We start from the raw sequence: 24461 nt of genomic DNA on the forward strand, positions 1-24461 counted from the left end.
TGACATGACGCAAGCCTTCAAACGTCTTTCCACAGCCGCGCCGTTGCCTGCGCATTTGCGCGGCGGCGTCGTGGCGATCGGCAATTTCGACGGCGTCCATCGCGGCCACCAGGCCGTCCTGGAGCGCGCGCTGGCTGAGGCCGGCCGCAATGGCGTGCCCGCCTTGGTGCTCACCTTCGAGCCGCATCCGCGCAAGGTGTTCCGGCCACAGGTGCCGCTCTTCGTGCTGACGCCGCCGCCGATGAAGGCGCGGCTGCTCGCCGGACTTGGCTTCGCCGCCTTGGTCGAGCAGCCGTTCACGCGCGATTTCGCCTCGCTCTCCGCCGAGGCTTTCGTGACCGATGTGCTGGAGAAGAATCTCGGCATCCACCATGCCGTTACCGGCTTCGACTTTCATTTCGGCAAGGACCGCCAGGGCGGCCCGGCCTTCCTGATGGCGGCGGGAGAACGGCATGGCTTCGGCGTGACGCTCGTCGACGCCTTCCGCGATGAAGGCGCCGAAGTGGTCTCGTCGAGCCGCATCCGCGGACTGCTCGCCGAAGGCAAGGTGGAGGAGGCCGCCGGCCTGCTCGGCTACCGTTTCACCGTCGAGGCCGCGGTGATCGGCGGCCAGCAGCTTGGCCGCATGCTCGGTTTCCCGACCGCCAACATGCGGCTTTCGCCGGAAGCCGCCCTCAGGGAGGGGATCTACGCAGTCCGCTTCCGCCGTGCCGATGGCACGCTTCATGACGGCGTTGCCAGCTTCGGCCGTCGCCCGACCGTCGACGACAATGGCGCGCCGCTGCTCGAGACCTACGTCTTCGATTTTTCCGGCGATCTCTATGGCGAGAACTGTGAGGTGTCGTTCTTCGGCTTCCTGCGCCCGGAGCTCAAATTCGACGGTCTCGACGCGCTGGTGGTGCAGATGAAAACGGACGAGGCAGAGGCGAGGGCGCTGCTGGCGGGCGTGCGCCCGCTCTCGCAACTGGATAGCGAAATCGCGTTCTGATTGCCTGTTGCTTTTATCGCTTCAGCGCCAGGCCGATGGCGATGAAGCTCCAGCCCTGGAAGACCAGGTCGATCGCCAGGAAGATGCCAAGCACCCAAAGGCTGTTCACCGGCCAGCCCATGGCGATCATCAGGCCGAGCAGAATGGTGATGATGCCGGCCGCGAGCAGCCATCCCCAGCCTTGCTCCGGCCGGTGAGTGAAGGCCACCCAGGACCGCAAAAGTCCCGAGGCGATGAGCGCGATGGCGAGCAGCAGCGTCAGCACCGCCGAGGCGAGCAGCGGGTTGTCGAAGGCGAAAAAGCCGGCGACGGCGTAGAGCAGGCCGCTCAGCAGCCAATAGAAGAAACGTCCCCAGGTCTTGACCCCGAAGGCGTGGATGATCTCGATGATGCCAGCCATCAGCATCAGCCAGCCGACGACATACACCGAGGCTACGGTGGCGATGAACAGATTGCCGAAAGCGATGCCGCCGAAGATCAGCAGCAGCACGCCGAGCGCCACGAACCATCCCCATTTGTCCCGCGTTTGACCGATTGCGTCTCTGAGAGCGTCGCTTGGCAAAGTCATGGTTCATCTCCCTCGAAAATTCACCACCGGTCGTGCGGTGAAGGGAAGCTAGACCGAATGGCGTTGTTCAGCAACACGGGCGGAGCCTGCGGGAGGCCAGGCGTGGCCGAGCCTAAAGCGCGTCGCGTCGAAACGGATTCGCGCGACGCGCTTTAAGTCTTTGTTTTGATGCATGTCGTTCTCCCAAAACCGCTGCGCACTTTTTGGGCGACATGCATTAAGGCGCTCGTTCCCGCGCCGGCGCGACCTCGTCCGGGAACGGCGCAAGGGTGGCCTCCAGCGTCTCCCGGCCAGCCAGCTCCCAGCTTCGCGCCACGAATTCGCCTGCCTTCGCCTCATAGCAAGTCCGGACCTCAGGCGAGGTGATCCATTCCCGCATGGCCTTTTCCCATCCTTCGACATCGAGTGGGTCAAGGCAGAGTCCGAATGGACCGACCACTTCGGGGATGGCCCCGCCTGTCGAGGCGATCAGCGCCTTTCCGTAGGCCAGCGCCTCGACAGGCGGCAGTCCATATCCCTCATAGAGCGACGGGTACACGCAGAACGCGCTGCCTTGGTAGAGCAGGGACAATGTCCCGTCATCGACGTTGTCGAGATGGATAAGGCTCTGGCCGTAGTCGGGATGGCTGTGAAGCTTCTCAAGGATCCCATCGACCATCCAGCCGCTGCGGCCGACGAAAACCAGCTTCATGCCGCTATGCGCGACCGTTCCGTCCTGAACAAGGCGCCGCCAGACGTCCATGAGCAACGAATGGTTCTTGCGCGGTTCGATGGTGGAAACGAACAGGATGTAGCGACCTGCCTCAAGTCCGTCCGGCAGGGCGCCGTCCGCCTTCGATTTGCGCGCGCTGTCGCAGCCGAGCGGGACCAGTTTCAGCTCCGGCAGGTGAAGGCCGAGCCCGGCGGCATGCTCCTCCATGTCGGCGGTGACGCGCTTCGACGTCAGGATAAAGCGGTCCGCCAGCCCGATCGCCAGAGCCACATAATCCGTGAATCGCTTGACGTCGTGCCGCTTGTACCAGTCGGGAAACTGGATCGGGATGATATCGTTCAACAGCACGATCAGCCTCGCGCCTGCCGAGCGGCACGCGCGCGAAATGACCCCGATATCGGTGTGCGACCAATCATTGTTCATCAAAAGCAGATGGTCACCGGGCGCCGGCTCGTATTTGTTGCCGGCCACCGTCCGCAGCGGCACGATCCGGACGCGTGAACCGTCGTCGCGAGCGACCAGCCGTCGCTCGTTGGGCTTCATCAGCCGGTTTTCGATCCGCTCAAGCAACGGAACGAGACTGCTGTCCGGATTGTGCCGGGTGAACGCGCCGATTTCCGTTATCAGGATCCGGCGCGGTCTTATGATCGCCATCAGCGCCTGCCGCGCCCAGTTCGGCCATCGGTCGTAAAACTGCACCTTGACGCGGGCAGGGTCCGGATAAAAATGCATATCGCATGAGATGTCTCCGGCGATGATTTCCGTCGCCAGTTGCGGCGAGACCTGCCTGAGGACCCGGTCGACCGGGTCGAAGACCGTGAACGCCACATCGGAGGCCGTGAACGCGGCCGCGGCCGCGCTGTAATGCCGCTGCACGCGGACCAGGCCGACCGGAGGGCCGAGCCAGCGCGCCATGCTGGTGAGATCGACGACAAGACGCATCAGCCGGGCCGCATCAATTCGGCCGCATCGTGGCAGGGCGCGCGATCATCCTGCGCCAGGCCAGTCGAGGCCCGAGCGCGAGCGTCCTGAACGAGGGGGCGCCGACAGCCGCGAGGAGCAGCAGCTTGCAGGTCGTGGCAAACGGGATGCCCGCCGTTCGCAGCAGCAATTCGATGTCGCGTCTCTCCAGGCTCGAGATACCGGCCCCCGTGGCGGCGCGCCATGCCAGAAAGGTTCCGATGGCTTCTGCGGGTTGGCCGTTTGCGTCGAACGGCTCGGCGCGGGAGCGGCGCAACAGCGCCGACTGCCTGGCCAGCGCCGCGGCCGCCTTTTGCTGATCCTCCTTGACGCGCGACACCTGTCCTGGATGCGAGCGCAATTTAACCAGCCGCGCATCCATATTGGCCAGCTTTCCCGCCTCGGAAAGCCGAAGCCACAGATCGTAGTCCTCCGCATAGGTGAATGCGCGACGGTAGCCTCCCACGCGCCGGACGGCCTCGGTCCGGAACATCACTGTCGGATGAAGCATGGGATTGTATCCGGCAAGCGCGGACCGCAACGGCTCGTTGCCGATGGGAACGTCCATTGGCCTCAACGGTTTTCCGTCTCGATCGATCTGCAATCCCGCCGTGCCAAGCAGCTGCAGATCGGCATCCGCGTCGAAGCGCGCCGCCTGCAGGCGCAACCTGTCGGGCAGCGAGATGTCGTCGCCATCCATGCGGGCCACAAGAGGGGCCCCCGCCAGCGCAATTCCCATATTGAGCGCGTCGACGATGCCTTTGCCGCGATTCGCGACGACCTTGACGCGGCCGTCGCCCTCGCCGAGCGACGTCGCGATCGCGGCGCTGTCGTCCGAGGAGCCATCGTCGACGACGATGACTTCGATATCAGCCAGATCCTGGTCCAGAATGCTCTGCAAGGCTTCGCCGATGTAGGATGCGCCGTCTCTCACCGGAATGATCACACTTACTGTCGGCAACAGAACATCCTTGCGATAATCGGGCGTGACCGAATGACCGTTGAATCGGCGGGTTTGGGTACGGGGTGGTTGCGGTCTGGATTCAAGGTTCCATCGCAAAGTTCGATCACCGTGTCGACTGCCAATCTCATTGTCGCGCCGATCTGGGCAGGGCCTGAAGGGCGGGTTGCAGTAAGCGTAAAACGGCCTCGCGCTTTTTCGCCTTCAACGAGAGATCGCCGTCGAGGCCGACTTCGTGCAGCCAACTTCCCCGCCATTCGCAATAGGCCTGCCTGAGTTCAACTCCGGGCAAGGCCGCGAATGCCGTTATCGGCCGTTGCGGCAGCGCGTTCGGGTCCACATCCCGATAGAGCACCTCCCAGTTGGCCCCGCCGGTATCGAGGCCGGCGAACCAGTCGAGCCCGAAATCGAGAGGCTTGCGGGCGACGGCGTCGAAGCGGAAGAAACAATAGCCCGCCCACAAATACCAGCGCGCGCCCGCTCGGCGCAGGTCGCCGTAGAACGCCACATCTTGAAGAGGCGCGAAGGGGTCGCATGGCTGCGTCGGGAAGATATCCTGGTCCAGAAATCCGAACGCGGCCGGTGCCGCGGGCTCCAGAACATTGTGCCACATCCAGTTGAGCGCCGCGGCATGGGACCGGCTCGGGTTTTTCACGGTCCATGGATTGGCTGGCAGCCTGACATAGGAGGTGCCGTAGGCCGCGCATACCTTCCTGTTCTCGTCCGCGGCAGCTTCGCTGATGCTGTTATCGGCCACGATGTGGAGGTCATAACGGACAAGTCTCCTGATCAGCCGCACCTGCAGATCGAGGCATTGGGCATCGCCAAAGGCGATGGTGAGCAGCACATCGCGGCTCCGGGCGGCATCGCGAGTGCCCTGGATGTCGCAAGCCTTGGCCGGCAGGCTCAGGAATCTCCGGTCGATCTTCCGGTAACGGGCGGTCTTGATGGCATGTGTCAGCGGCTGCATCCTCAGCCATTGCCGCCAGTTGTATTCACGCAGGGCCTTTGGCACGGGTGTGGCAGCTCTCAGGCGAAGCCGGCTTGGCAGCCACAATCAATCCATGGAATCTTCATAATCGCGATCCGGTTGACTTTTTTTGGAAAGCCTCAACGCTACAGCATCCAAGTCTCTTGATAAGCCGCTATATACAGCATATGCGTCTTTTTAACACGACCAACATTTCAGCGCCCGGCGTGTTTGTTTGAATGGGGAAGTCTGGGGCGCACCCGGAGTCTCTCTCCGTCGATCTTGGGGGTGGGCGGCGCTCCGGAACATGTGATGAGAATCTGCTGTGCAATCTCTGCCCTCTTTATGAACGGGGGTCTGCAGAGGGATTGTCTGAATATCAGCGACCGACTGGTCGCGCGCGGCCACAGCGTGACGATCCTGACGACGCGGCAGGTGGGTCATGTCGAGAGTTCGGCGACGATAAAAGTCCGTCCGGCACGGGTTCTTTCCAACCCGGGCACCGAATTTGCGCTGGGAAAGACGCTGCTGACGGCCAGGCTGGATTTCGACTGCGTGGTCGGTTTCAACAAGATGGCGGGCTTGGACATCTACTATGCCGGCGACCCGCCCTATTTTGCCTCGAAGCTCGGCTGGTGGCGGCCGTTTTCGCCTCGCTTCATTCGCCAGCAAAAACTCGAATCGATGATTTTTGCCCCGGGTAGCGCCGTGCAGGTCATTGCGCTCAGCGAGCACCAGGCAGCGCTTTACCGCGACTTCTGGCGAACCGAGAAATCGCGGATCCATGTTGTCGGACCGACGCTCGATCCGAAACGTCGCCGGCCGGAGTTGCTGGCTGGCGACCGCAATGAAATCCGCGATCGGTTCGGGCTTCCCCGCCAGGCCGTCATTGCCTTGAGCATCGCCAACAGAATGAAAGTGAAGGGTCTTGACCGGGCGGTGAAGGCCCTGCAGCCGTTCCCGGACATCCACTGGCTGGTAGCCGGTCTTCGCGAAAACAGCGAGGAGGAAATCCGGCTTCGCAGCCTGATTGCCAAGTCCGGCATGTCGAACCGGGTCATCCTGCTGGGCATCCAGGAGGACATCCCGGCGGTTGTGGTCGCGAGCGATTTCATGCTGCACCCGGCGCGCCTGGAAAATACCGGCACGGTGATCCTCGAGGCGCTCGCAAACGGCCTGCCGGTCATCGCGTCGGCCGCCTGCGGATATGCAAAATATGTCGAAGCCAGCGGGGCGGGACTGGTTGTGGCCAATCACGACGATCCCGAAATCTGGCGACAGGCGATCCGGAAAGCCGGCGACGCGGCAGTACGCGTGCAATGGCATCAGGCGGCCCTTGCTTACGGCTCGTCAAACCCGCTTACCGGCGGGCTGGAAGCGGCCTGCGATCTGATAGAGAGCTTGTGCCGCAACCGGCGTGTCGGCTAGTCGGCCTTTCAGTCCGATGTTGCGATTTTAATGCATGTTGCCCAGAAGTGTGCGCGGTTCTGGGACAACGACATGCATCAGAACAATGACTTAAACCGCGTCGCCTGAACCCGGCTCAGCGCGATGCGGTTTAAGTCAAATTTTACCGAACGCACGGCATGGCTTGAGTGTCGGCGGATGGTCTTGCCGGCACGTTTCGCGTAAGGGGTGACGATGCGTATTGTCGGGACGATTCCACTGGCCGTTGCCATAGGTCTGTTCACCGCGTCTATCGCCGAGGCGGGCGAGGGCAGCTGGATATCCGGCGACTGGTACCTGACGCTCGGCGCCACCGGCCTCGTCGCGCCGAATTTCGAGGGCGGCAAGAAATATATGTTCAGTGCCCAGCCGATCATCTCGCTCGGCAAGGTCGGTCCGCAGGCGCGCTTCACCTCGCGCAACGACAACATCTCGCTGGCGCTTATCGACGACGGTTCCGTTCTCGCCGGCCTGACCGGCAAGTTCATTTTCTCGCGCGACAGCAAGGACGAGCTCAAGGGGCTCGATCCCGTGCGCTTCGGCGGTGAGGTGGGCGGCTTCTTCGAATTCTATCCGCTGGATTGGGTGAGGGCGCGGGCCGAATTGCGGCACGGCATTCGTTCTCATAACGGCTTCGTCGCCGACATCGCGGCGGACGCCTTCTATGACATCACGCCGACGGTCCGCATTTCCGGCGGTCCGCGCGTCTCCTTCGCGTCGTCCAACTATTTCGACGCCTATTACGGCGTCAACGCCAAGGAAGCGGTGGCTTCGGGCCTGAGCGAATACCATCCGGGCGGCGGTGTGAAATCGGCGGGCGTCGGCGGCGCGATCACCTGGAAGGTGACCGAGCCGATGACGGCCAGCGTCTTCACCGAATATTCGCGCCTGATGGGGCCGGCTGCCGATTCCAGCCTGGTCAAGGAACGCGGCGACCGCAACCAATGGACCTTCGGTGTCTCGACCACTTATCGCTTTAATTTCACCATGTAGGCCGCGAAACCGGCTTCATGCCTTGAATTCCGCGCTTTATTCCTGCCGCGCCATCCGCTAAAAGCCACGCCATGATGAGCTTTTCGCGCCTTTTCGCGATCGCGATACGAATTACTGGCCCGGTGTTCCGGGCGGCCTGAGCGCCGCTGGAGCCGCCGGGAATTTTCGCGCGCGCCCCTCGCGCTTTTTCAAGAAAATCAACGCATATCGCCCAAAAGTGGGCTCCGGTTTTGGGAAAGCGATATGCGTCAGCTAAGACTTCAACGCCCGGGCTTTCCGCCGCCGGCAACGCAGATGGCAGATCAATGACCGACACCCCAATGACCGACGCTGTTGAAACGATCGACTATTCCAAGACGCTTTATTTGCCGCAGACGGATTTCCCGATGCGCGCCGGCCTGCCCGAGAAGGAGCCCGGCCTGGTCAAGCGCTGGCAGGACATGGACCTTTACAGAAAGCTGCGCGAGGAGGCCGCCGGCCGTGAGAAATTCGTGCTGCATGACGGTCCGCCCTACGCCAATGGCAACATCCATATCGGCCATGCGCTGAACAAGATCCTCAAGGACGTCATCAACCGCTCGTTTCAGATGCGCGGCTACGACGCCAACTACGTGCCGGGCTGGGACTGCCACGGCCTGCCGATCGAGTGGAAGATCGAGGAGCAGTATCGCGCCAAGGGCAAGAACAAGGACGAGGTCCCGGTCAACGAGTTCCGCAGGGAATGCCGCGACTTCGCGGCCGATTGGATCAAGGTGCAAGGCTCAGAGTTCCAGCGCCTGGGCGTCATCGGCGATTTCGACAACCCCTACACGACGATGGCCTACCATGCCGAGGCGCGCATCGCCGGCGAGCTGCTGAAATTTGCCATGTCGGGGCAGCTCTACCGCGGCTCGAAGCCTGTGATGTGGAGCGTGGTCGAGCGCACCGCGCTCGCCGAAGCCGAGGTCGAGTATCAGGATTATGAGAGCGACACGATCTGGGTGAAGTTCCCGGTCGCGAGCCTCGCCCAGCCGGTCGCCGGCGCGGCGCCGGCGCTGGACGACACCGCGCTTGATCTGGTCGAGGCGCATGTCGTCATCTGGACGACCACGCCCTGGACCATCCCCGGCAACCGTGCCGTCAGCTATTCGCCGCGCATCGCCTATGGCCTCTATGAGGTGACGGCGGCCGAGAACGCCTTCGGCCCGCAGCCCGGCGAGAAGCTGATCTTTGCCGATGCCTTGGCCGAGGACTGCGCCGCCAAGGCCAAGGTCACGTTGAACAGGCTTCACAGCGTCTCGGCCGAACAGCTTGGGAAGCTTACGCTTTCGCATCCTTTCAAGGGTCTCGGCGGCGGCTATGAATTCCCGGTGCCGATGGTTGCCGGCGAGCATGTCACCGATGACGCCGGCACCGGCTTCGTCCACACCGCGCCCGGTCATGGCCGCGAGGACTTCGACGCCTGGATGGAGGCGGCCGCCGACCTTCGGGCACGCGGCGTCGACACCACGATCCCCTTCACGGTCGACGATGCCGGCTTCTTCACCAAGGACGCGCCGGGCTTCGGCCCGGGACGCGAAGGCGGTGCCGCGCGCGTCATCGACGACAACGGCAAGAAGGGCAACGCCAACCAGGCCGTCATCGACGAGCTGATCAAGCGCAATGCGCTCTTCGCGCGCGGCCGGCTGAAGCACAGCTATCCGCATTCCTGGCGCTCGAAGAAGCCGGTCATCTTCCGCAACACGCCGCAATGGTTCGTCTATATGGACAAGGACCTCGGCGACGGCACGACGCTGCGCAGCCGCGCGCTGAAGGCGATCGACGACACCCGTTTCGTGCCGGCGGCCGGCCAGAACCGCATCCGCGCCATGATCGAGGAGCGCCCGGACTGGGTGCTTTCGCGCCAGCGCGCCTGGGGCGTGCCGATCGCCGTCTTCGCCGACGAGGACGGCAATGTGCTGAAGGACGAGGCCGTTAACCAACGCATCATGGAGGCTTTCGAGAAGGAGGGCGCCGACGCCTGGTTCGCTGACGGCGCCAAGGAACGTTTCCTCGGCAATCACGATGCCTCGAAATGGCACCAGGTGATGGACATCCTGGACGTCTGGTTCGATTCCGGCTCGACCCATGTTTTCACGCTGGAAGACCGTCCGGACCTCAAATGGCCGGCCGACGTCTATCTCGAGGGCTCCGACCAGCATCGCGGCTGGTTCCATTCCTCGCTGCTCGAAAGCTGCGGCACAAGGGGCAGGGCGCCTTATGAGGCGGTCATCACCCATGGCTTCACCATGGATGAGGAAGGCCGCAAGATGTCGAAATCGCTCGGCAACACGGTGGTGCCGCAGGACGTGATAAAGCAGTCTGGCGCCGATATCCTGCGGCTCTGGGTGGTGACGACCGATTATTGGGAAGACCAGCGGCTCGGCAAGAACGTGCTGCAGACCAATATCGACGCCTATCGCAAGCTCAGGAACACCATCCGCTGGATGCTGGGCACGCTCGCCCATGACGACGGCAAGGACGTGCCGGTGGAGACGATGCCGGAGCTGGAGCGGCTGATGCTGCACCGGCTGTCTGAGTTGGACGAAGTGGTGCGCCAGGGCTACGACGCGTTCGAGTTCAAGCGCATCACCCGCGCGCTGCTCGACTTCATGGTGGTGGAGCTTTCGGCATTCTACTTCGACATCCGCAAGGACGCGCTTTACTGCGACGGGCCGTCCAGCCTGCGCCGGCGAGCGGCCGTCCAGGTGGTGCGCCACCTCTTCGAATGCCTGGTGAAGTGGCTGGCGCCGATGCTGCCCTTCACCACCGAGGAAGCCTGGCTCGACCTCAATCCGGAAGCTGTGTCGGTGCATCTCGACCAGTTCCCGGAGATCCCGCAGAACTGGCGCAACGAGGCGCTGGCCGAGAAATGGCGCAAGGTGAGGCAGGTGCGCCGCGTCGTCACCGGCGCGCTGGAGATCGCGCGCGCCGAGAAGCTGATCGGCTCGTCGCTGGAGGCCGTGCCGGTGGTGACGCTGGACGCCGCCGCGCTGGAAGCGGCCATCGCCGATGTCGACATGGCCGAGATGGCGATCACCAGCGATCTCGTCATCAAGCATGGCAAGGCGCCGGATGGCGCGTTCACGCTCGACGACGTCAAGGGCGTGGCGGTGGTGGTGGAGAAAGCCGAGGATCGCGGTCTCACCAAATGCGCGCGCTCCTGGCGCTACACCGCCGATGTCGGGCAGGACCCGGAATTCCCGGATATCTCGGCCCGCGACGCGGCCGTGCTGCACGAGCTGAAGGCGCTCGGGCGTCTCTAGGCGCATGTCGCCCAAAAGTGTGCGGCGGTTTTGGGCTAACGACATGCACTCTTCAAACAAGTGCATGTCGCCCAAAAGTGTGCGGCGGTTTTGGGATCAACGACATGCGCCGGTCAAATAAGTGCAAAAGTACCACGCCGGGCGGCCCATATCCGCCCGTGCGTTGCCCTTAACAAGTGGTTGAGGTAAACACGCGACACTCCGGCAGACAAATTGTCGCCGGATTTCCGTCGCAAGTGCGGGGAAGATGGGGACCGTGCCCTTGGCCGGTGGCGACCGAAAGGCAGTTAGAGTGGGACTTTTTGGCATGACCGACAGAACGTTCGCGCGCGCCGCGCTGGTGGCGCCGCTTGTGGTATCGGCCATCGCCTTGTCGGGCTGCATGAGCTCGCCGACCTACGGAACCGACAAGACGGCAGCCGCGCAGCTTTTCGACGACGTTTCGGGCGCTGCCTCGATCACGCCGAAGCGTCGCACTCCGATCGACTACAAGCCGCGCCCTGACCTGGTGAAACCCGCGCCCGGGCAGAAGCAAAACCTGCCGCCGCCGCAGGAAAGCATCGAGACGGCGAGCACCGAGTGGCCCGAATCGCCCGAGGCGCGCCGCGCCCGCATCCGCGCCGACGCCACCGCGCATCAGAACGACCCAAATTACCAGCCGGAAGCCGTCGAGGATGTCCAGACCGATCCCGCGTCGGTGAAGAAGGCGATGGCTGACTCGGCCTCCAGCCACCCGCCACGCTGGTCGCCCGATGATTCCAGCGCTACGCGCACCGCCGAGATCCAGCGCCGGCTTGCCGAGCAGAAGCAGGGCGACCCGACCACGCGCAAATATCTGAGCGAGCCGCCGCTGGCCTATCGCCAGGCCGCCGACACTGCGCCGCAGAACGAGCTCGGCGAGGATGAGTACAAGAAGGAGCGCCGGCTGAAGGCGCAGGCCGAAGGCAAGAAGGGCGGCTGGTTCGACTGGCTGGGGCTGTGAATAGTGAATAGATCACTACTCACTACTCGCTAGTTTCATTCACCATTCACCGCCATTTCGCTTCCCACGGAAAAAGTCCTTGAGGATGAGGGCGGCGGCGCTCTCGCCGATCCCCGGATAGATGTCCGGCGCGTGGTGGCAGATGGGCGACGCGAAGAAGCGCGTGCCGTTCACCACTGCGCCGCCTTTCTCGTCGGCGGCGCCGAAATAGAGCCGCCGCAGCCTGGCGAAGGAGATGGCGCCGGCGCACATGGCGCAGGGCTCCAGCGTCACATAAAGGTCGTGGCCGGTGAGCCGCTCGCTTGCGAGCTTCCGGCAGGCCTCGCGGATCGCCAGCATCTCGGCATGCGCCGTCGGATCGGCAAGCTCGCGGGTACGGTTGCCGGCTTTCGCGATCACCGTGTTGCCGCTGACGATCACCGCGCCGACCGGCACTTCCCCGCGGCCGGCGGCCGCCTCGGCCTCTTCAAGCGCCAAGGCCATGAAATCCGGTCGTTTCAAGCGGTTTCCATCCCGATTACTCCTCGCCACCCGAGAGTGATCCTGTTATCTAGCGCGAGACCCTGAAAACCGGAATCGGTTTTTGCCGCGCCGCCGGATGCGCAAAATCAAGATGACACTGCCTGCGTTGGGCGTCCGAAAGGGCGCGCGGCGCTGTAGCAGGCAAAGACGAGCAAAGTAATGGACGACGACAAGAAATCTCCACGCGGGCCGCGCAAGGGCGGCTCGAAACCGGCGGGCCCGCGCGGCGGCAAGCCGGCCCACGGCGCCAAGAAGCCGTTCGCCAAGCGTGGGCGGCCGATAGCTGCTGAAGGCGAGCGCGATTTCAAGCGCAGCTATAAGCCACGTGGAACCGGGCCGCGCGAAGCGGGCGGGGGCGCGGAGCGTGGCGACCGGCCGTTCCGCAAAGGTCCGCCGCGTGACGGCAAGCCTTTCGACAAGCGCGAAGGCCGCAAGCCCTTTGCGCCACGCGGTGACCGGCCGGTGGCCGCCGCAGGCGTGCGCCCGGCCCGGGATTTTAAACGCAGCTACAAGCCGGGCGAAATGGGGTCGCGCGATACGGGCGAGGGCGCGGAGCGCGGCGACCGGCCGTTCCGCAAAGGCCCGCCGCGCGACGGCAAGCCTTTCGACAAGCGCGAGGGTAGCAAGCCCTATACGCCACGCGGTGACCGCCCGGCGGCCGCTGAAGGCGAGCGTGGCGAACGCCGTTTCGACCGTCCCAAGCGCGATTTCGGCGAACGCCCGGCACGCGACTTTGCCGACCGGCCGAAGCGCGATTTCAGCGATCGTGCGCGCGGCGCGGGTAAGCCCGAGGGCGGCTTCAAGCCGCGCCCGCGCCCTTCGGAAGCCGCGCCGGAGGCCGGCGAGCGCATCGCCAAGCGGCTGGCGCGTGCCGGCATCGCCTCACGCCGCGACGCCGAGGAACTGATCGCGGCCGGCCGCGTCAAGGTCAACGGCAAAGTGCTGGACTCGCCGGCCTTCAACGTCAGCGCCACCGACGTCATCCACCTCGACGGCACCGAGATCCCGCCGATCGAGCGCACGCGCCTGTTCCTGTTCCACAAGCCGGCTGGTGTCGTCACCACCAACCGCGATCCGGAAGGCCGCAAGACCGTCTTCGACGTGCTGCCGTCTGACCTGCCGCGATTGATGACGATCGGCCGGCTCGACATCAACACCGAAGGCCTGCTGCTGCTCACCAATGACGGCGGGCTGTCGCGCGTGCTCGAACTGCCGGCCACCGGCTGGCTGCGGCGCTACCGCGCGCGCGTCCACGGCAAGGTCGAGGAGAGCGCGCTCGCCGGCTTGCGTGAGGGCATCGCCGTCGACGGCGTCTTCTACGGTTCGATCGAGGCCTCGCTCGATCGCGAGCAGGGCACCAATGCATGGCTGACGCTCGGCCTGCGCGAAGGCAAGAACCGCGAGGTGAAGAACATCCTCGGCGCGCTCGGCCTCGATGTGACGCGCCTGATCCGCATCTCCTATGGCCCCTTCCAACTGGAAGACCTGCCCGAGGGACATGTGCTGGAGATCAAGGGCCGGGTGCTGCGCGAGCAGCTCGGCGAGCGCCTGATCGAGGAATCCGGCGCCAATTTCGACGCCGAGATCCAGAAGCCTTTCTCCAACAAGCCGGTGCGCGGCGGCGGTCCGCGTCGCGAAGAAGCCGACCGGCCGAAATTCACGCGCGACGGCGACCGTCGGCCGATCGGCGAGGGCGGGCTGATCAAGGCGCGCAAGCGCCGCGAAGGCAGCCGCGATGAGGCGCTGAGCAAGCTCTCGACCAAACCGGACAGGGCATTTGGGGAGCGCGGTGCAAAGTCCGATCGCGGCGGCTTTGGCGACAAGCCCCGTGGCAAGAAATCCGAGCGCGAGCAGCGGCCGATCGAGCCGCCGGGCCAGCGCAAGGCCAATGTCTGGATGGCGCCGGGCGCCCGGCCGATCGGCAAGGGCAGGGCGGAAGCCGACGCCGCCAGGGCCGCCGAGGCGAAGGCGCGCAAGGCGCCGTTCAAACCGGGCGGCAAGGGCAAGCCGGGCGCGAAGCCGTTCGGCAAGCCGCGCGGCGAGCGCCCCGAAGGCGATGGCGGCAACAGGCCGCGTGGTCCGAAGAGGGGCGGCGATGCGGATCGTCGGCGGTGAGTTCCGCGGGCGTCCGCTGGCGACGCCGAAAAGCAATGCCATTCGCCCCACCACCGACCGCACCCGCGAGGCGGTGTTCAACGTCCTGGCGCATCGCTACGCCGACAAGCTCGAGGGCGGCCGTGTGCTCGACCTCTTCGCCGGCACGGGCGCGCTCGGGCTGGAGGCTTTGTCGCGCGGCGCCTCCTACTGCGTCTTTATCGAGGAATCGACCGAGGGGCGCGGCCTGATCCGCGAGAATGTCGAAGCCTACGGGCTCACCGGTCGCACAAAAATCTTCCGCCGCGACGCCACGCATCTCGGCGAATCCGGCACGATCTCGCCCTTTGGCCTGATCTTCGCCGATCCGCCCTATGGCAGGGGTCTCGGCGAGCGCGCGCTGCGTTCCGCCAGGGACGGCGGCTGGCTTCTGCCCGGCGCGCTCTGCGTCGTCGAGGAGGCGGCATCGGCGCCGTTCGAGCCGGGCGCCGGTTTTTCGGTGATCGACGAGCGCAATTACGGCGAAACGGTTATCCGCTTCATCGAGGCCGGCTAGCTTATTCTAGCCGCGCCTCGAAAATGCCGAACAAATCACTTTGCCTCGCCAGCGAACCTTGCCTATCGTCGCGCAACCGGGACCGGAGAACTTGATGACATCTACGCGGATTGCGCTGCGCGCGGCGCTCCTTGTCGGCACGCTTGCGATGGTGGCGTCGGCTCCTGCCCGTGCGGCCGACGATGGCGACGTCAAGGATTTCCTCCTCGACAACGGCATGGAAGTGGTCGTCATCCCGGATCATCGCGCGCCGATCGTCACCCACATGGTCTGGTACAAGATCGGCAGCGCCGACGAGCCCGCCGGCAAATCCGGCATCGCGCATTTCTTCGAGCATCTGATGTTCAAGGCCACGACCAACCACGCCGCCGGCGAGTTCGACCGCGCCGTGTCCGAGATCGGCGGCTCCAACAACGCCTTCACGTCCTACGATTACACCGCCTTCCACGAGACGGTGCCGCCCTCGGCGCTCGAACAGATGATGGGCTTCGAGGCCGATCGCATGCGCAACCTGATCCTGACCGACGACGTTATCAAGACCGAGCGCGACGTCATCCTGGAGGAGCGCCGCTCGCGCATCGACAGCAATCCGCAGGCGGTGCTCGACGAGGAGGTCGATGCGACGCTCTGGCAGAACCAGCCCTACCGCATTCCGGTGATCGGCTGGATGCAGGAGATGGAGCAGTTGAACCGTCCGGACGCCAAAGCCTTCTACGACAATTACTACCGACCCAACAACGCGGTGTTGATCGTAGCGGGCGACGTCGAGCCGGATGCCGTCAAGGCGATGGCCGAGCGGACCTACGGCAAGGTCGCGCGCGGTCCGGATCTGCGGCCGCGCATCCGCCCGGTCGAGCCGGAGCAGAACACCAGACGCACCGTGACGCTGACCGACGCGCGCGTTTCGGTGCCGAGCTTTTCGACGCAATGGGTGGTGCCGTCCTATCATACGGCCAAGCCCGGCGAGGCGGAGGCGCTCGACCTGCTGGCCGAGATCCTCGGCGGCGGCAACCGCAGCCGGCTCTACCAGGAACTCGTCGTCAAGCAGGGGATCGCGTCCGACGCGGCCGCGTATTTCCAGGGCACGATGCTCGACGACACCAACTTCGCCGTCTATGGCGCGCCGCGCGGCGACGCCAAGCTTGCCGATGTCGAGGCGGCGGTCGACGCCGAGATCGCCCGCATCGTCAAGGACGGCGTGAGCGACGATGAGCTGGAACGGGCCAAGACCCGTTATGTGCGCTCCATGATCTTTGCCCGCGACAAGCAGGACGACATGGCCAACATGTATGGCTCCACGCTTGCCACCGGCGGCAACGTCAAGGACGTGCAGGAATGGCCGGACCGCATCCGCAAGGTCACCGCCGATGAGGTCAAGGCGGTCGCCGCCCGCTACCTGGTGCTCGATCATTCGACCACCGGCTATCTCTTGCCGCAGCAACAGGCGGGGAATTGATGATGAGCATGGTTTCGGTGCGCCGGCGGTTCTTCCCTTCTCCCCTTGTGGGGTCCGAAGGACGGGGCGAGACCCGTGGCTCGCCCCCGGGTGGTGGCCGAGCGAAGCTCGGTCGAATGAGGGGTGTTCCAGCTTGGCAAGGATGGCGATCTGTCACCCACCCGTCAACCGTCTCGGTGCTGCGCGCCGATCCACCTTCTCCCACAAGGGGAGAAGGAAAAATGTATCGCGCCGTCGCCACGCTTTGCTTTGCCCTGTTCTTCCTGCTCCTGCCGGCGCTCGCGGCCCGCGCGGAGATGAACATCCAGGAGGTGAAGTCGAAGAAGGGCACCACCGCCTGGCTGGTGGAGGACCATTCGATTCCGCTGATCGCCATCCGCTTCGTCTTCGATGGCGGCAGCGCGCAAGATCCGGCCGGCAAGGAGGGCCTGGTCAATTTGATGACCGGCCTGTTCGACGAAGGCGCCGGCGACCTGGACAGCGACGCCTTCCAGCAGAAGCTCGACGATGCCGGCGCCGAGATGAGTTTCCAGGCCGCGCGCGACGGCACCTATGGCTCGATGCGTATGCTGTCCGACCAGAAGGACGAGGCTTTTGGCCTGCTGAAACTGGCGGTGAACAGCCCGCGTTTCGACCAGGCGCCGATCGACCGTATCCGCGCCCAGGTGCTCTCCGGCATTCTCGCCAATGAGCGCGATCCGAACACGGTGGCGCAGCAGCGCTGGCTGCGCGCCATTTATGGCGAGCATCCCTATTCGCGTTCCGACCAGGGGACGAAGGGCAGCCTGACCACCATCACCGCGGATGACATCAGGGCCTTCCACAAGGCCAATTTCGCCCGCGGCGGCCTGCATGTGGCGGTGGTTGGCGACATCGACGCCGCGACACTGGGCAACAAGCTGGACGACGTCTTCGGCGATCTGCCCGAAAAGCAGACGCTGGCTCCGGTGTCGGATGTCACGCCAAAGCTGGGGCAGCAGCTCGAGGTGAACTATGACCTGCCGCAGACCTCGCTGCAGCTCGCCTGGCCGGGCGTGAAACGCAGCGATCCCGATTTCTTTGCCACCGTCCTGATGAACGAGATCCTGGGCGGCTCGACCTTCACCTCCCGGCTCTTTTCGGAGGTGCGCGAGAAGCGCGGCCTTGCCTATGGCGTCAGTTCCGATCTGGTCGACAACGAGCATTCCCACGCGCTGCTGGTGACGACGGCGACGCGCTCCGACCGCGCCGCCGAAACGCTTTCGATCGTGCGACAGGTGGTGAAGGATATGGCCGAGAACGGCCCCACCGAGGAAGAGCTCGCGGCGATCAAGAAATACATGATCGGCGCTTACGCCATCAACAATCTGGATTCCTCCGCCTCCATTGCCGCGACGCTGGTCGAGCTGCAGGTCGACAATCTCGGCATCGACTATATGAAGCGCCGCGCCGCGCTCATCAACGCGGTGACGCTGGCCGACGTCAAAGCGGCGGCGAAGAAGCTTCTGTCGGCCGATCCCGCCGTGATGGTCATCGGCCCGCCGCTGGTGCAGGTGGCGGGAGGCGGCAAGGGATGAGCCCGACCTTCGGGGTGGCTTTCGGCGGCGGCGGCGCGCGCGGTCTCGCGCATATCCACATCATCGAGGCGCTCGACGAGCTTGGCATCAAGCCGGTGGCGATCGCCGGCTCGTCGATCGGCTCCATCATGGGGGCCGGCATGGCGTCGGGCATGACGGGCGCCGAGATTCACAGCTATGCCCGATCGATCCTCGGCAGCCGCGCCGAAGTGGCGGCGCGCATGTGGCGCTCGCGGCCGGGCACGATCGCGGAAGCCATGCAGGGCGGCATCCGCGTTGGCCAGTTCAACATCGAGCGCATCCTGAAGGCCTTCCTGCCTGAGCCGATCCCGCGGACGTTCGACGCGCTGAAGATCCCGCTCAAGGTGACGGCGACTGATTATTTCGGCCACAAGCTGGCGGTGCTCGCCGAGGGTGAATTGCATTCCGCGCTCGCCGCTTCGGCTGCCATCCCGGCGGTGTTCCGTCCGGTGGTGCGCAATGGCTGCCTGCTGATCGACGGCGGCATCTACAATCCCGTCCCTTTCGATCTCCTCGAAAAGGATGCCGACATCATCATCGCGATCGACGTGGTCGGAGCGCCGAGCGATGCCGAGCGCAAGCACCCGACCACGGTCGACCTGATGTACGGCGCCTCGCAATTGATGATGCAGTCGATCATCGCCAACAAGCTGCAGCAGTCGAGGCCCGACATCCTGATCCGCCCGAAAGTCTCGAAGTACCGCGTGCTCGATTTCCTGAAGATCGAGGCACTGATGGCCGAGACGGCGGAGATCAAGGACGAATTGAAGCGCGCCGTCGAGAAGGCGGTGGCCAGGCATGTCGGCAAGCGTGGGAAGAAGGTTGTCTGAGGGTTCCCCCGGCTGCGTCCCTTCAGGTCCTCGCGATGGCGACCGAGGTCCGACAACCGAAGTCTGATAAGTCCGCGCATAGGTCTTCGATTGCGCTGGACCTAAGAATAACATGAAGTATTCTTTATGCTGAGTGGCCGCCTTTTACGCATGGATTTGAGGCATGTCATAGACTCTTCATCGCGTTGCCCGTTGACGCACGCTCCGGTAGAGTTAATAATCTGCTAATAAAGAGTAGCGTGAAAAGCCTCCTGACCGGCAACAACGAGTTACGGCGCTACTGGGGTAGGAATAGCATTGCGGCATTTTCGCCGCCGTCGCCGTCATCTTTGATCAGTGAGCCGTCGAGAGCCGCCACTCGCCGGCCTGAGCAGTTGGTGCGGCTTGCTCGACGTTATGCGAATCCCCCCTCTACGGAGTAGGCGCTGATCTCAGCGCTCTTGGCACGGGTGTTTGGGCTGCCTTGCGCGGCCATCCTGCCAACGGCGGCAACTGACGCGCCCAGGATGTGAAAGGCGTGTCGTGGCTGTGGGGTTTGGTAACGCGTCGCTCAGGTTGATGGGCACAACCTTTCGTTCGGCGCAGGCGAAGGTGCGGCTTGTCGGCCTGATCCTCGTGGCTTGCGTTGCCATGTTTTTCCTCTTCGGCTCCGGCTGGCATGCATCGATAGGCTCGATGCTCGTCGCGGCGGCGATGGCGGGTTTCGGTTGCCTGGCCATGTTCCGCGCCCGCGGCGACGTCGTGCAAGACGCGGCGCAAAGCGTCGTCGACGCCGCACATTCTCGCACAGTGACACGCAGCAAACCTTCGACGAGAGCGACCGGTCGTCGGCCCGCCGGCTCCGCTCGTTCGGAACTCGCCGCCGCACTTGCCAGCTGCCGGTCCGCCTTCGTCTCCGTTGGCCTGTTCAGCGGCATGCTCAACGTGCTGATGCTGGCGGGCTCGCTCTACATGCTCGAGGTCTATGATCGCGTGCTGCCGAGCCGCAGCCTGCCGACCCTCGTCGGCATTTCGATCCTGCTCGTCATCCTATATTGCGGGCAGGCCTTTCTCGATTTCGTGCGCGCGCGGGTTCTGGTGCGGATCGGCGGCGCCCTCGACGAAGCTCTTGGTCATCGTGTCTATACGTCGATGCTAAGATTGCCGCTGAAGGCAGGGCGCCAGGGCGACAGCCTGCAGCCGATGCGCGATCTCGACAGCGTGCGCGGCTTTCTGTCCGGCATGGGCCCGACGGCGCTGTTCGACCTGCCATGGATGCCGATCTATCTGGTCATCATCTTCATGTTCCACTGGGTGCTTGGCGTGACGGCGCTGCTCGGGGCGGCCGTGCTGGTCGTGCTGACCCTGCTTGCCGAGCGGATGACGCGAGAACCGGTATCGGCCGCCACCTCGAGCGGGAATCGCCGCGGCGGGCTGATCACGGCGGGCACTCGCAATGCTGAAGTGGTCGCCGCCATGGGCATGGCTGGCGGGTTGGCGTCGCGCTGGCGAGATGCCAACCTCGAATTCATTGCCGACCAGCGCAAGGTGAGCGACGTTGCCGGCAGCTTCGGTTCGGTATCGAAAGTGCTGCGCATGCTGCTGCAGTCGTCGATGCTCGGCATCGGCGCCTGGCTGGTTATCGAGGAGCAGGCGACGGCGGGCGTCATCATCGCCGCTTCCATACTCAGCGGCCGCGCGCTGGCACCAGTCGATCTTGCGATTGCCAACTGGAAAGGTTTCGTGAGCGCCCGCCAGGGCTGGCAGCGGTTGGCCAAAGTGCTGGCGGCCATGCCCGCCGAGACCGAGCCGTTGCAACTGCCCGCGCCGAACGCCGGCGTGACAATGCAGAATGCGATGATCGCGGCTCCGGGGGTGCAACGGCTGCTGGTCCAGGACGCCAGCTTCGCCATGGAGGCGGGTCATGGACTCGGCATCATCGGCCCGAGCGGCTCGGGAAAGTCCACCCTGGTCAGGGCTCTCGTTGGGGCCTGGCAGCCTGTCAGCGGCCGCGTCAAGCTTGACGGCGCCGATCTCGACCAGTGGTCGTCACAAGAGCGCGGCCGCCATATCGGCTACCTGCCGCAGGACGTAGAGCTGTTTGCCGGCACGGTTGCCGAAAACATTTCCCGCTTCGAACCGGAAACCGACGCTGACGCGATCATCGCCGCAGCCAAGGCGGCCGGCGCGCATGACTTGATCGTCAGCTTCCGCCAGGGTTACGAGACCGAGATCGGCGAACATGGAGAAGCGCTTTCGGCGGGCCAGCGCCAGCGCATCGCCTTGGCCCGCGCGCTCTATCGCGATCCGTTCCTGGTGGTGCTCGACGAACCGAACTCCAACCTGGACATGGATGGCGAGCAGGCATTGATCCGCGCGATGCTCGGCGTTCGCGAACGCGGCGGCGTGGTGGTGATTGTCGCCCATCGTCCGAACGTGCTGGCCGCCGTCGATTTCATTATGGCGATGAACCAGGGGCGCGTGCACGAATTCGGACCGAAGGACGAGGTTTTCGCCAAGATGTTCCCGATGCTGCGGTCGGTCCCTTCAGGGAACCAGCCACCGAAGGCGGCGGAAGGCCCCCGCATGGCTGCCGCACACGGAACCGGTGGAGGGAACTGATATGGCTGCGTTGGGCGCCTCCCATGCGTCTATCCGCTTCTACACGCGGCTTGGGCTTGGAGCCGTGCTGTTGCTTGGCGGCGGCGTCGGCGGCTGGGCATCGGTCACCGAGATTGCCGGCGCGGTCATCGCCCCTGGCACGCTCGTCGTCGATTCCCACGTCAAGAACGTGCAGCATGCGATCGGCGGCATCATTGCCGAGATCGATGCCCGCGACGGCGACAAGGTGAAAGCCGGCGACCTTCTGCTGCGCCTCGACCGCACCGTTCCCGCCGCCAATCTTGCCGTGGTGAGCAAGGCGCTCGACCAGCTCACGGCGCGCAAGGCCCGGCTCGATGCGGAGCGCCAGGGGAGCGATTCCATCGTTTTTCCGCGTGAGCTTTCGGATCGCGTCTCCGATCCCGACGTCGCCGAGGCTGTGGCCGGCGAAAAGCAGCACTTCGAGACCCGGCGCACCTCACGCGCCGGGCAGAAGAGCCAGCTTGGGGAGCGCATTGCCCAGCTCGAGAAGGAAATCTCCGGCGACGTTGCGCAGGCCGATGCCAAGAGCAAGGAGATCCAATTGGTCCAAAAGGAGCTCGCCTCGGTGCACACGCTCTGGGCCAAGAAGCTCATCTCGATCGATCGTCTGACCTCGACCGAACGCGAGGCCACGCGCCTCGACGGCGAGCGCGGCCAGCTCATCGCGGCCCAGGCGCAGGCCGAGGGGAAGATCGCCGAGATCAAGCTGCAGATCATCCAGATCGATCTCGACCTCAGCACCGAAGTGAACAAGGACCTGCGCGATGTCGATGGCCAGATGAGCGAGCTCCTGGAACGCAAGGTCGCCGCCGAGGACCAGCTGAAGCGGGTCGACATCCGCGCACCGCAGGACGGGGTCGTGCAGCAGTCGATCGCCTATACGGTCGGCGGCGTGGTGAAACCGGGCGAGACGATCATGCAGGTCGTGCCCGACAATGACAGCCTTGCGGTAGAAGCCAGGATCGCGCCGAGCGACATCGACAAGCTATGGGCCGGCCAGTCGGCCTCACTGCGCTTTTCCGCGTTCAACACGCGCACGACGCCGCAGATCGAGGGCGTGGTCGAGCGGACTTCGCCAGACATCGCCACCGATCAGCGCACCGGCGTCAGCTACTACACCGTGCGCATCAGGACGACCGCCGCCCAGGTTGCACGCCTCGGCGACGTCAAGCTGGTCCCCGGCATGCCGGTGGAATCCTTCATCAAGACCGAGGACCGTTCGGTGATGTCCTATCTGGTGAAGCCGTTGCAGGACCAGATCACCCGAGCTTTCAGACAGTAGGTCCGCCTCGCGCGGTAAATGAAAAGCAGCAGATACGGAACGTAACGCATTCGAATTGAAGGGGAAATGTCATGGCCTCCGGCGATATTACCGACAATCTGACAGGCGATCCGCTTACGACATCCACCACGACTGGAAGCACCGACCCCGTGGCGCCGCCTGCAATCTCGCTCGACCAAGCGGATGCGGATTACGCGCCCGGCGAGACGGTGGGAATCACGGCCAGCAATGTCTCGGACGGCGGCACGTTCACCTTCGAGGTCGCCCATCTGAGCGCCGGCGCCGACGGGATCCTCGGCACCGCGGACGATGTGCTCGCTTATGATCTCACGGGAACCGGGACGCCCTGGACCGTCACCGACGGCGGCGCCGGCGATCTCGACGGCGTCGTCAACGGATCGATCCAGACGTCGTGGTACGTCAATGCCGATGCGGCAAACCAGGCATTCATGCTGACGGCCACTGACGATTTTGGCAACACGGCCACAACAACGTTCACGGATGCGCCGAAGACGCCGCCGACGACCTTCGCCTATGTCGACACCCACATCGACATAACCGCCGACAACACGATCGTGGACGCGGCTGGTGCTCGGTTTTCAAGCCGCGACACGACGATTTTCGACAATCTGGTAAGTGGTTCTTCCGGCACCGGCAATTGGTCGGTGTTTGCGCAGATTCAGAATGCCGGCGCGGAGCAGGGCTTCAACAGCCCCGATGGCGTGTTGGATGAAAAGACGTCCAGCCAGCACAATATGGTCATTTCTCTGAACTCTCTGGTCAAAGTCGATGCCGATGGCACGATAGACCCGAACGGAGCGTATTACGCATTCCGTCTCGATATGCATCAGACCGGGGCGAATCCATTCCTCTCGCTCGATCAGCTGAAAATCTACCAGTCGGCCAATGGCAGTCTTGGTGCGGGCAGCTTCGCGGCCGGCCCTGACACCGCCGGAACGGACCCCAACTTCCATTTCACTTCTGGGAACACCACTTTAGCTTATAATATGAATGCTGGGGGGACCTACTCGGTCCTGATGGACGCCGAGTATGACAGCGGCAGCGGCGGCGGCGGCGACGTGATTGTTCTGGTGCCGACTGCCAATTTTAATCCTGCGAACGGCAACTTCCTGTATTTCTATACCGCCATGGGATTCCAGGGTGGTGACTGGTCTGGCACCGGCACCTTTGAGGAATGGAGTGCGCTGACCAATCCGGCGACCTTCTCGATCTCGGGCACCAAATACACCGACATCACCGGCAACGGCATCACGGCCGATGATACCGGCCTGGCCGGCGTGACGATCTTCATCGACAAGAACGGCGATGGGCTCAACAATGATGGTGCCGCCAACCAGACGGTGACGGCCGCCGACGGCAGCTGGTCCTTCACCGGCCTCGACGCCAGCTATGACGGGAAGAAGGTCTACGAGGTCCTGCCGGGCGGCTATGTGCAGACGGTCGGTGCGGCCGGCTATACGATCAACGGCACCTCCGGTCTGGACCAGCCGGGGCTGAACTTTGCCAACTTCGAGAAGTTCGACATCTCCGGCCACAAATACACCGACATCACCGGCGACGGGCTGTCGGCCGACGATACCGGCCTGGCCGGCGTGACGATCTTCATCGACAAGAACGGCGATGGGCTCAACAATGAC

The 24461-nt window shown here is 64.2% G+C and carries 18 protein-coding genes; 12 read left to right on the forward strand and 6 right to left on the reverse strand.

Going from position 1 to position 24461, the window contains the following annotated elements:
* Window positions 1-4: 4 nt before the first annotated feature.
* On the forward strand, window positions 5-988 hold the full coding sequence (locus tag E5X34_RS09560; protein WP_292563373.1) for a bifunctional riboflavin kinase/FAD synthetase: 984 nt from the start codon (window positions 5-7) through the stop codon (window positions 986-988).
* Window positions 989-1001: 13 nt separating this feature from the next.
* On the opposite strand, the gene E5X34_RS09565 is transcribed toward E5X34_RS09560, so the two are convergent.
* The 4 genes from E5X34_RS09565 to E5X34_RS09580 form a co-directional block, all read right to left on the reverse strand.
* Complete coding sequence (locus E5X34_RS09565) at window positions 1002-1556, reverse strand: HdeD family acid-resistance protein (RefSeq protein WP_292563376.1); 555 nt, start codon at window positions 1554-1556, stop codon at window positions 1002-1004.
* 217 nt (window positions 1557-1773) lie between these two features.
* Window positions 1774-3210, reverse strand: a complete 1437-nt coding sequence (locus E5X34_RS09570) for a glycosyltransferase family 1 protein (RefSeq protein WP_292563378.1) — start codon at window positions 3208-3210, stop codon at window positions 1774-1776.
* A gap of 13 nt (window positions 3211-3223) precedes the next feature.
* The gene (locus tag E5X34_RS09575; RefSeq protein WP_292563381.1) at window positions 3224-4174 is read right to left on the reverse strand and encodes a glycosyltransferase; all 951 of its coding nucleotides are present in this window, start codon (window positions 4172-4174) and stop codon (window positions 3224-3226) included.
* A 142-nt stretch (window positions 4175-4316) separates the two neighbouring features.
* Entirely contained in the window at window positions 4317-5204 is an 888-nt protein-coding gene (locus E5X34_RS09580; protein WP_292563384.1) for a hypothetical protein, read from the reverse strand.
* 300 nt (window positions 5205-5504) lie between these two features.
* Here E5X34_RS09580 and E5X34_RS09585 point away from each other — a divergent pair, with 300 nt between their 5' ends.
* Both E5X34_RS09585 and E5X34_RS09590 read left to right on the forward strand, forming a co-directional pair.
* Window positions 5505-6587, forward strand: coding sequence for a glycosyltransferase family 4 protein (locus E5X34_RS09585; protein ID WP_366664877.1), 1083 nt, complete (start codon window positions 5505-5507; stop codon window positions 6585-6587).
* A gap of 213 nt (window positions 6588-6800) precedes the next feature.
* Window positions 6801-7598, forward strand: coding sequence for a MipA/OmpV family protein (locus tag E5X34_RS09590; protein ID WP_292563389.1), 798 nt, complete (start codon window positions 6801-6803; stop codon window positions 7596-7598).
* Here the strand turns inward: E5X34_RS09590 and E5X34_RS09595 are convergent.
* The gene (locus E5X34_RS09595; RefSeq protein ID WP_292563391.1) at window positions 7588-7914 is read right to left on the reverse strand and encodes a hypothetical protein; all 327 of its coding nucleotides are present in this window, start codon (window positions 7912-7914) and stop codon (window positions 7588-7590) included. The two genes, E5X34_RS09590 and E5X34_RS09595, sit on opposite strands and share 11 nt — an antisense overlap.
* Window positions 7915-7918: 4 nt before the next feature.
* Between E5X34_RS09595 and ileS the strand changes: the two genes are divergently transcribed.
* Window positions 7919-10882, forward strand: a complete 2964-nt coding sequence (ileS, locus tag E5X34_RS09600) for an isoleucine--tRNA ligase (protein WP_292563394.1) — start codon at window positions 7919-7921, stop codon at window positions 10880-10882.
* A gap of 307 nt (window positions 10883-11189) precedes the next feature.
* A complete protein-coding gene (locus E5X34_RS09605) occupies window positions 11190-11864 on the forward strand; it encodes a hypothetical protein (RefSeq protein ID WP_292563396.1) in 675 nt (224 codons plus the stop codon).
* A 39-nt stretch (window positions 11865-11903) separates the two neighbouring features.
* Here E5X34_RS09605 and E5X34_RS09610 read toward each other — a convergent pair whose 3' ends face one another.
* Window positions 11904-12365 (reverse strand): nucleoside deaminase, encoded by a 462-nt coding sequence (locus E5X34_RS09610; protein ID WP_292563398.1) that lies wholly within the window; start codon window positions 12363-12365, stop codon window positions 11904-11906.
* Between the two features lie 180 nt (window positions 12366-12545).
* On the opposite strand from E5X34_RS09610, the gene E5X34_RS09615 reads away from it, so the two are divergent.
* From E5X34_RS09615 to E5X34_RS09645, 7 genes are all read left to right on the forward strand, one after another.
* Window positions 12546-14501, forward strand: a complete 1956-nt coding sequence (locus E5X34_RS09615; RefSeq protein ID WP_292563401.1) for a pseudouridine synthase — start codon at window positions 12546-12548, stop codon at window positions 14499-14501.
* A complete protein-coding gene (rsmD, locus tag E5X34_RS09620) occupies window positions 14482-15036 on the forward strand; it encodes a 16S rRNA (guanine(966)-N(2))-methyltransferase RsmD (RefSeq protein ID WP_292563404.1) in 555 nt (184 codons plus the stop codon). The genes E5X34_RS09615 and rsmD overlap by 20 nt, the downstream gene beginning before the upstream one ends.
* 94 nt (window positions 15037-15130) lie before the next feature.
* Window positions 15131-16492 (forward strand): pitrilysin family protein, encoded by a 1362-nt coding sequence (locus E5X34_RS09625; RefSeq protein ID WP_292563407.1) that lies wholly within the window; start codon window positions 15131-15133, stop codon window positions 16490-16492.
* 221 nt (window positions 16493-16713) lie between these two features.
* Window positions 16714-18048 (forward strand): pitrilysin family protein, encoded by a 1335-nt coding sequence (locus E5X34_RS09630; protein WP_292563409.1) that lies wholly within the window; start codon window positions 16714-16716, stop codon window positions 18046-18048.
* The gene (locus E5X34_RS09635) at window positions 18045-18899 is read left to right on the forward strand and encodes a patatin-like phospholipase family protein (protein ID WP_292563413.1); all 855 of its coding nucleotides are present in this window, start codon (window positions 18045-18047) and stop codon (window positions 18897-18899) included. Before E5X34_RS09630 ends, E5X34_RS09635 begins: the two co-directional genes overlap by 4 nt.
* A gap of 558 nt (window positions 18900-19457) precedes the next feature.
* The gene (locus E5X34_RS09640; RefSeq protein ID WP_292563415.1) at window positions 19458-21500 is read left to right on the forward strand and encodes a type I secretion system permease/ATPase; all 2043 of its coding nucleotides are present in this window, start codon (window positions 19458-19460) and stop codon (window positions 21498-21500) included.
* Between the two features lies 1 nt (window position 21501).
* Window positions 21502-22803 (forward strand): HlyD family type I secretion periplasmic adaptor subunit, encoded by a 1302-nt coding sequence (locus E5X34_RS09645; RefSeq protein ID WP_292563418.1) that lies wholly within the window; start codon window positions 21502-21504, stop codon window positions 22801-22803.
* Window positions 22804-24461: the final 1658 nt, after the last annotated feature.

Origin of the sequence: Mesorhizobium sp. (genome assembly GCF_004963255.1) — a bacterium.
Classification (GTDB): Bacteria; Pseudomonadota; Alphaproteobacteria; order Rhizobiales; family Rhizobiaceae; genus Mesorhizobium.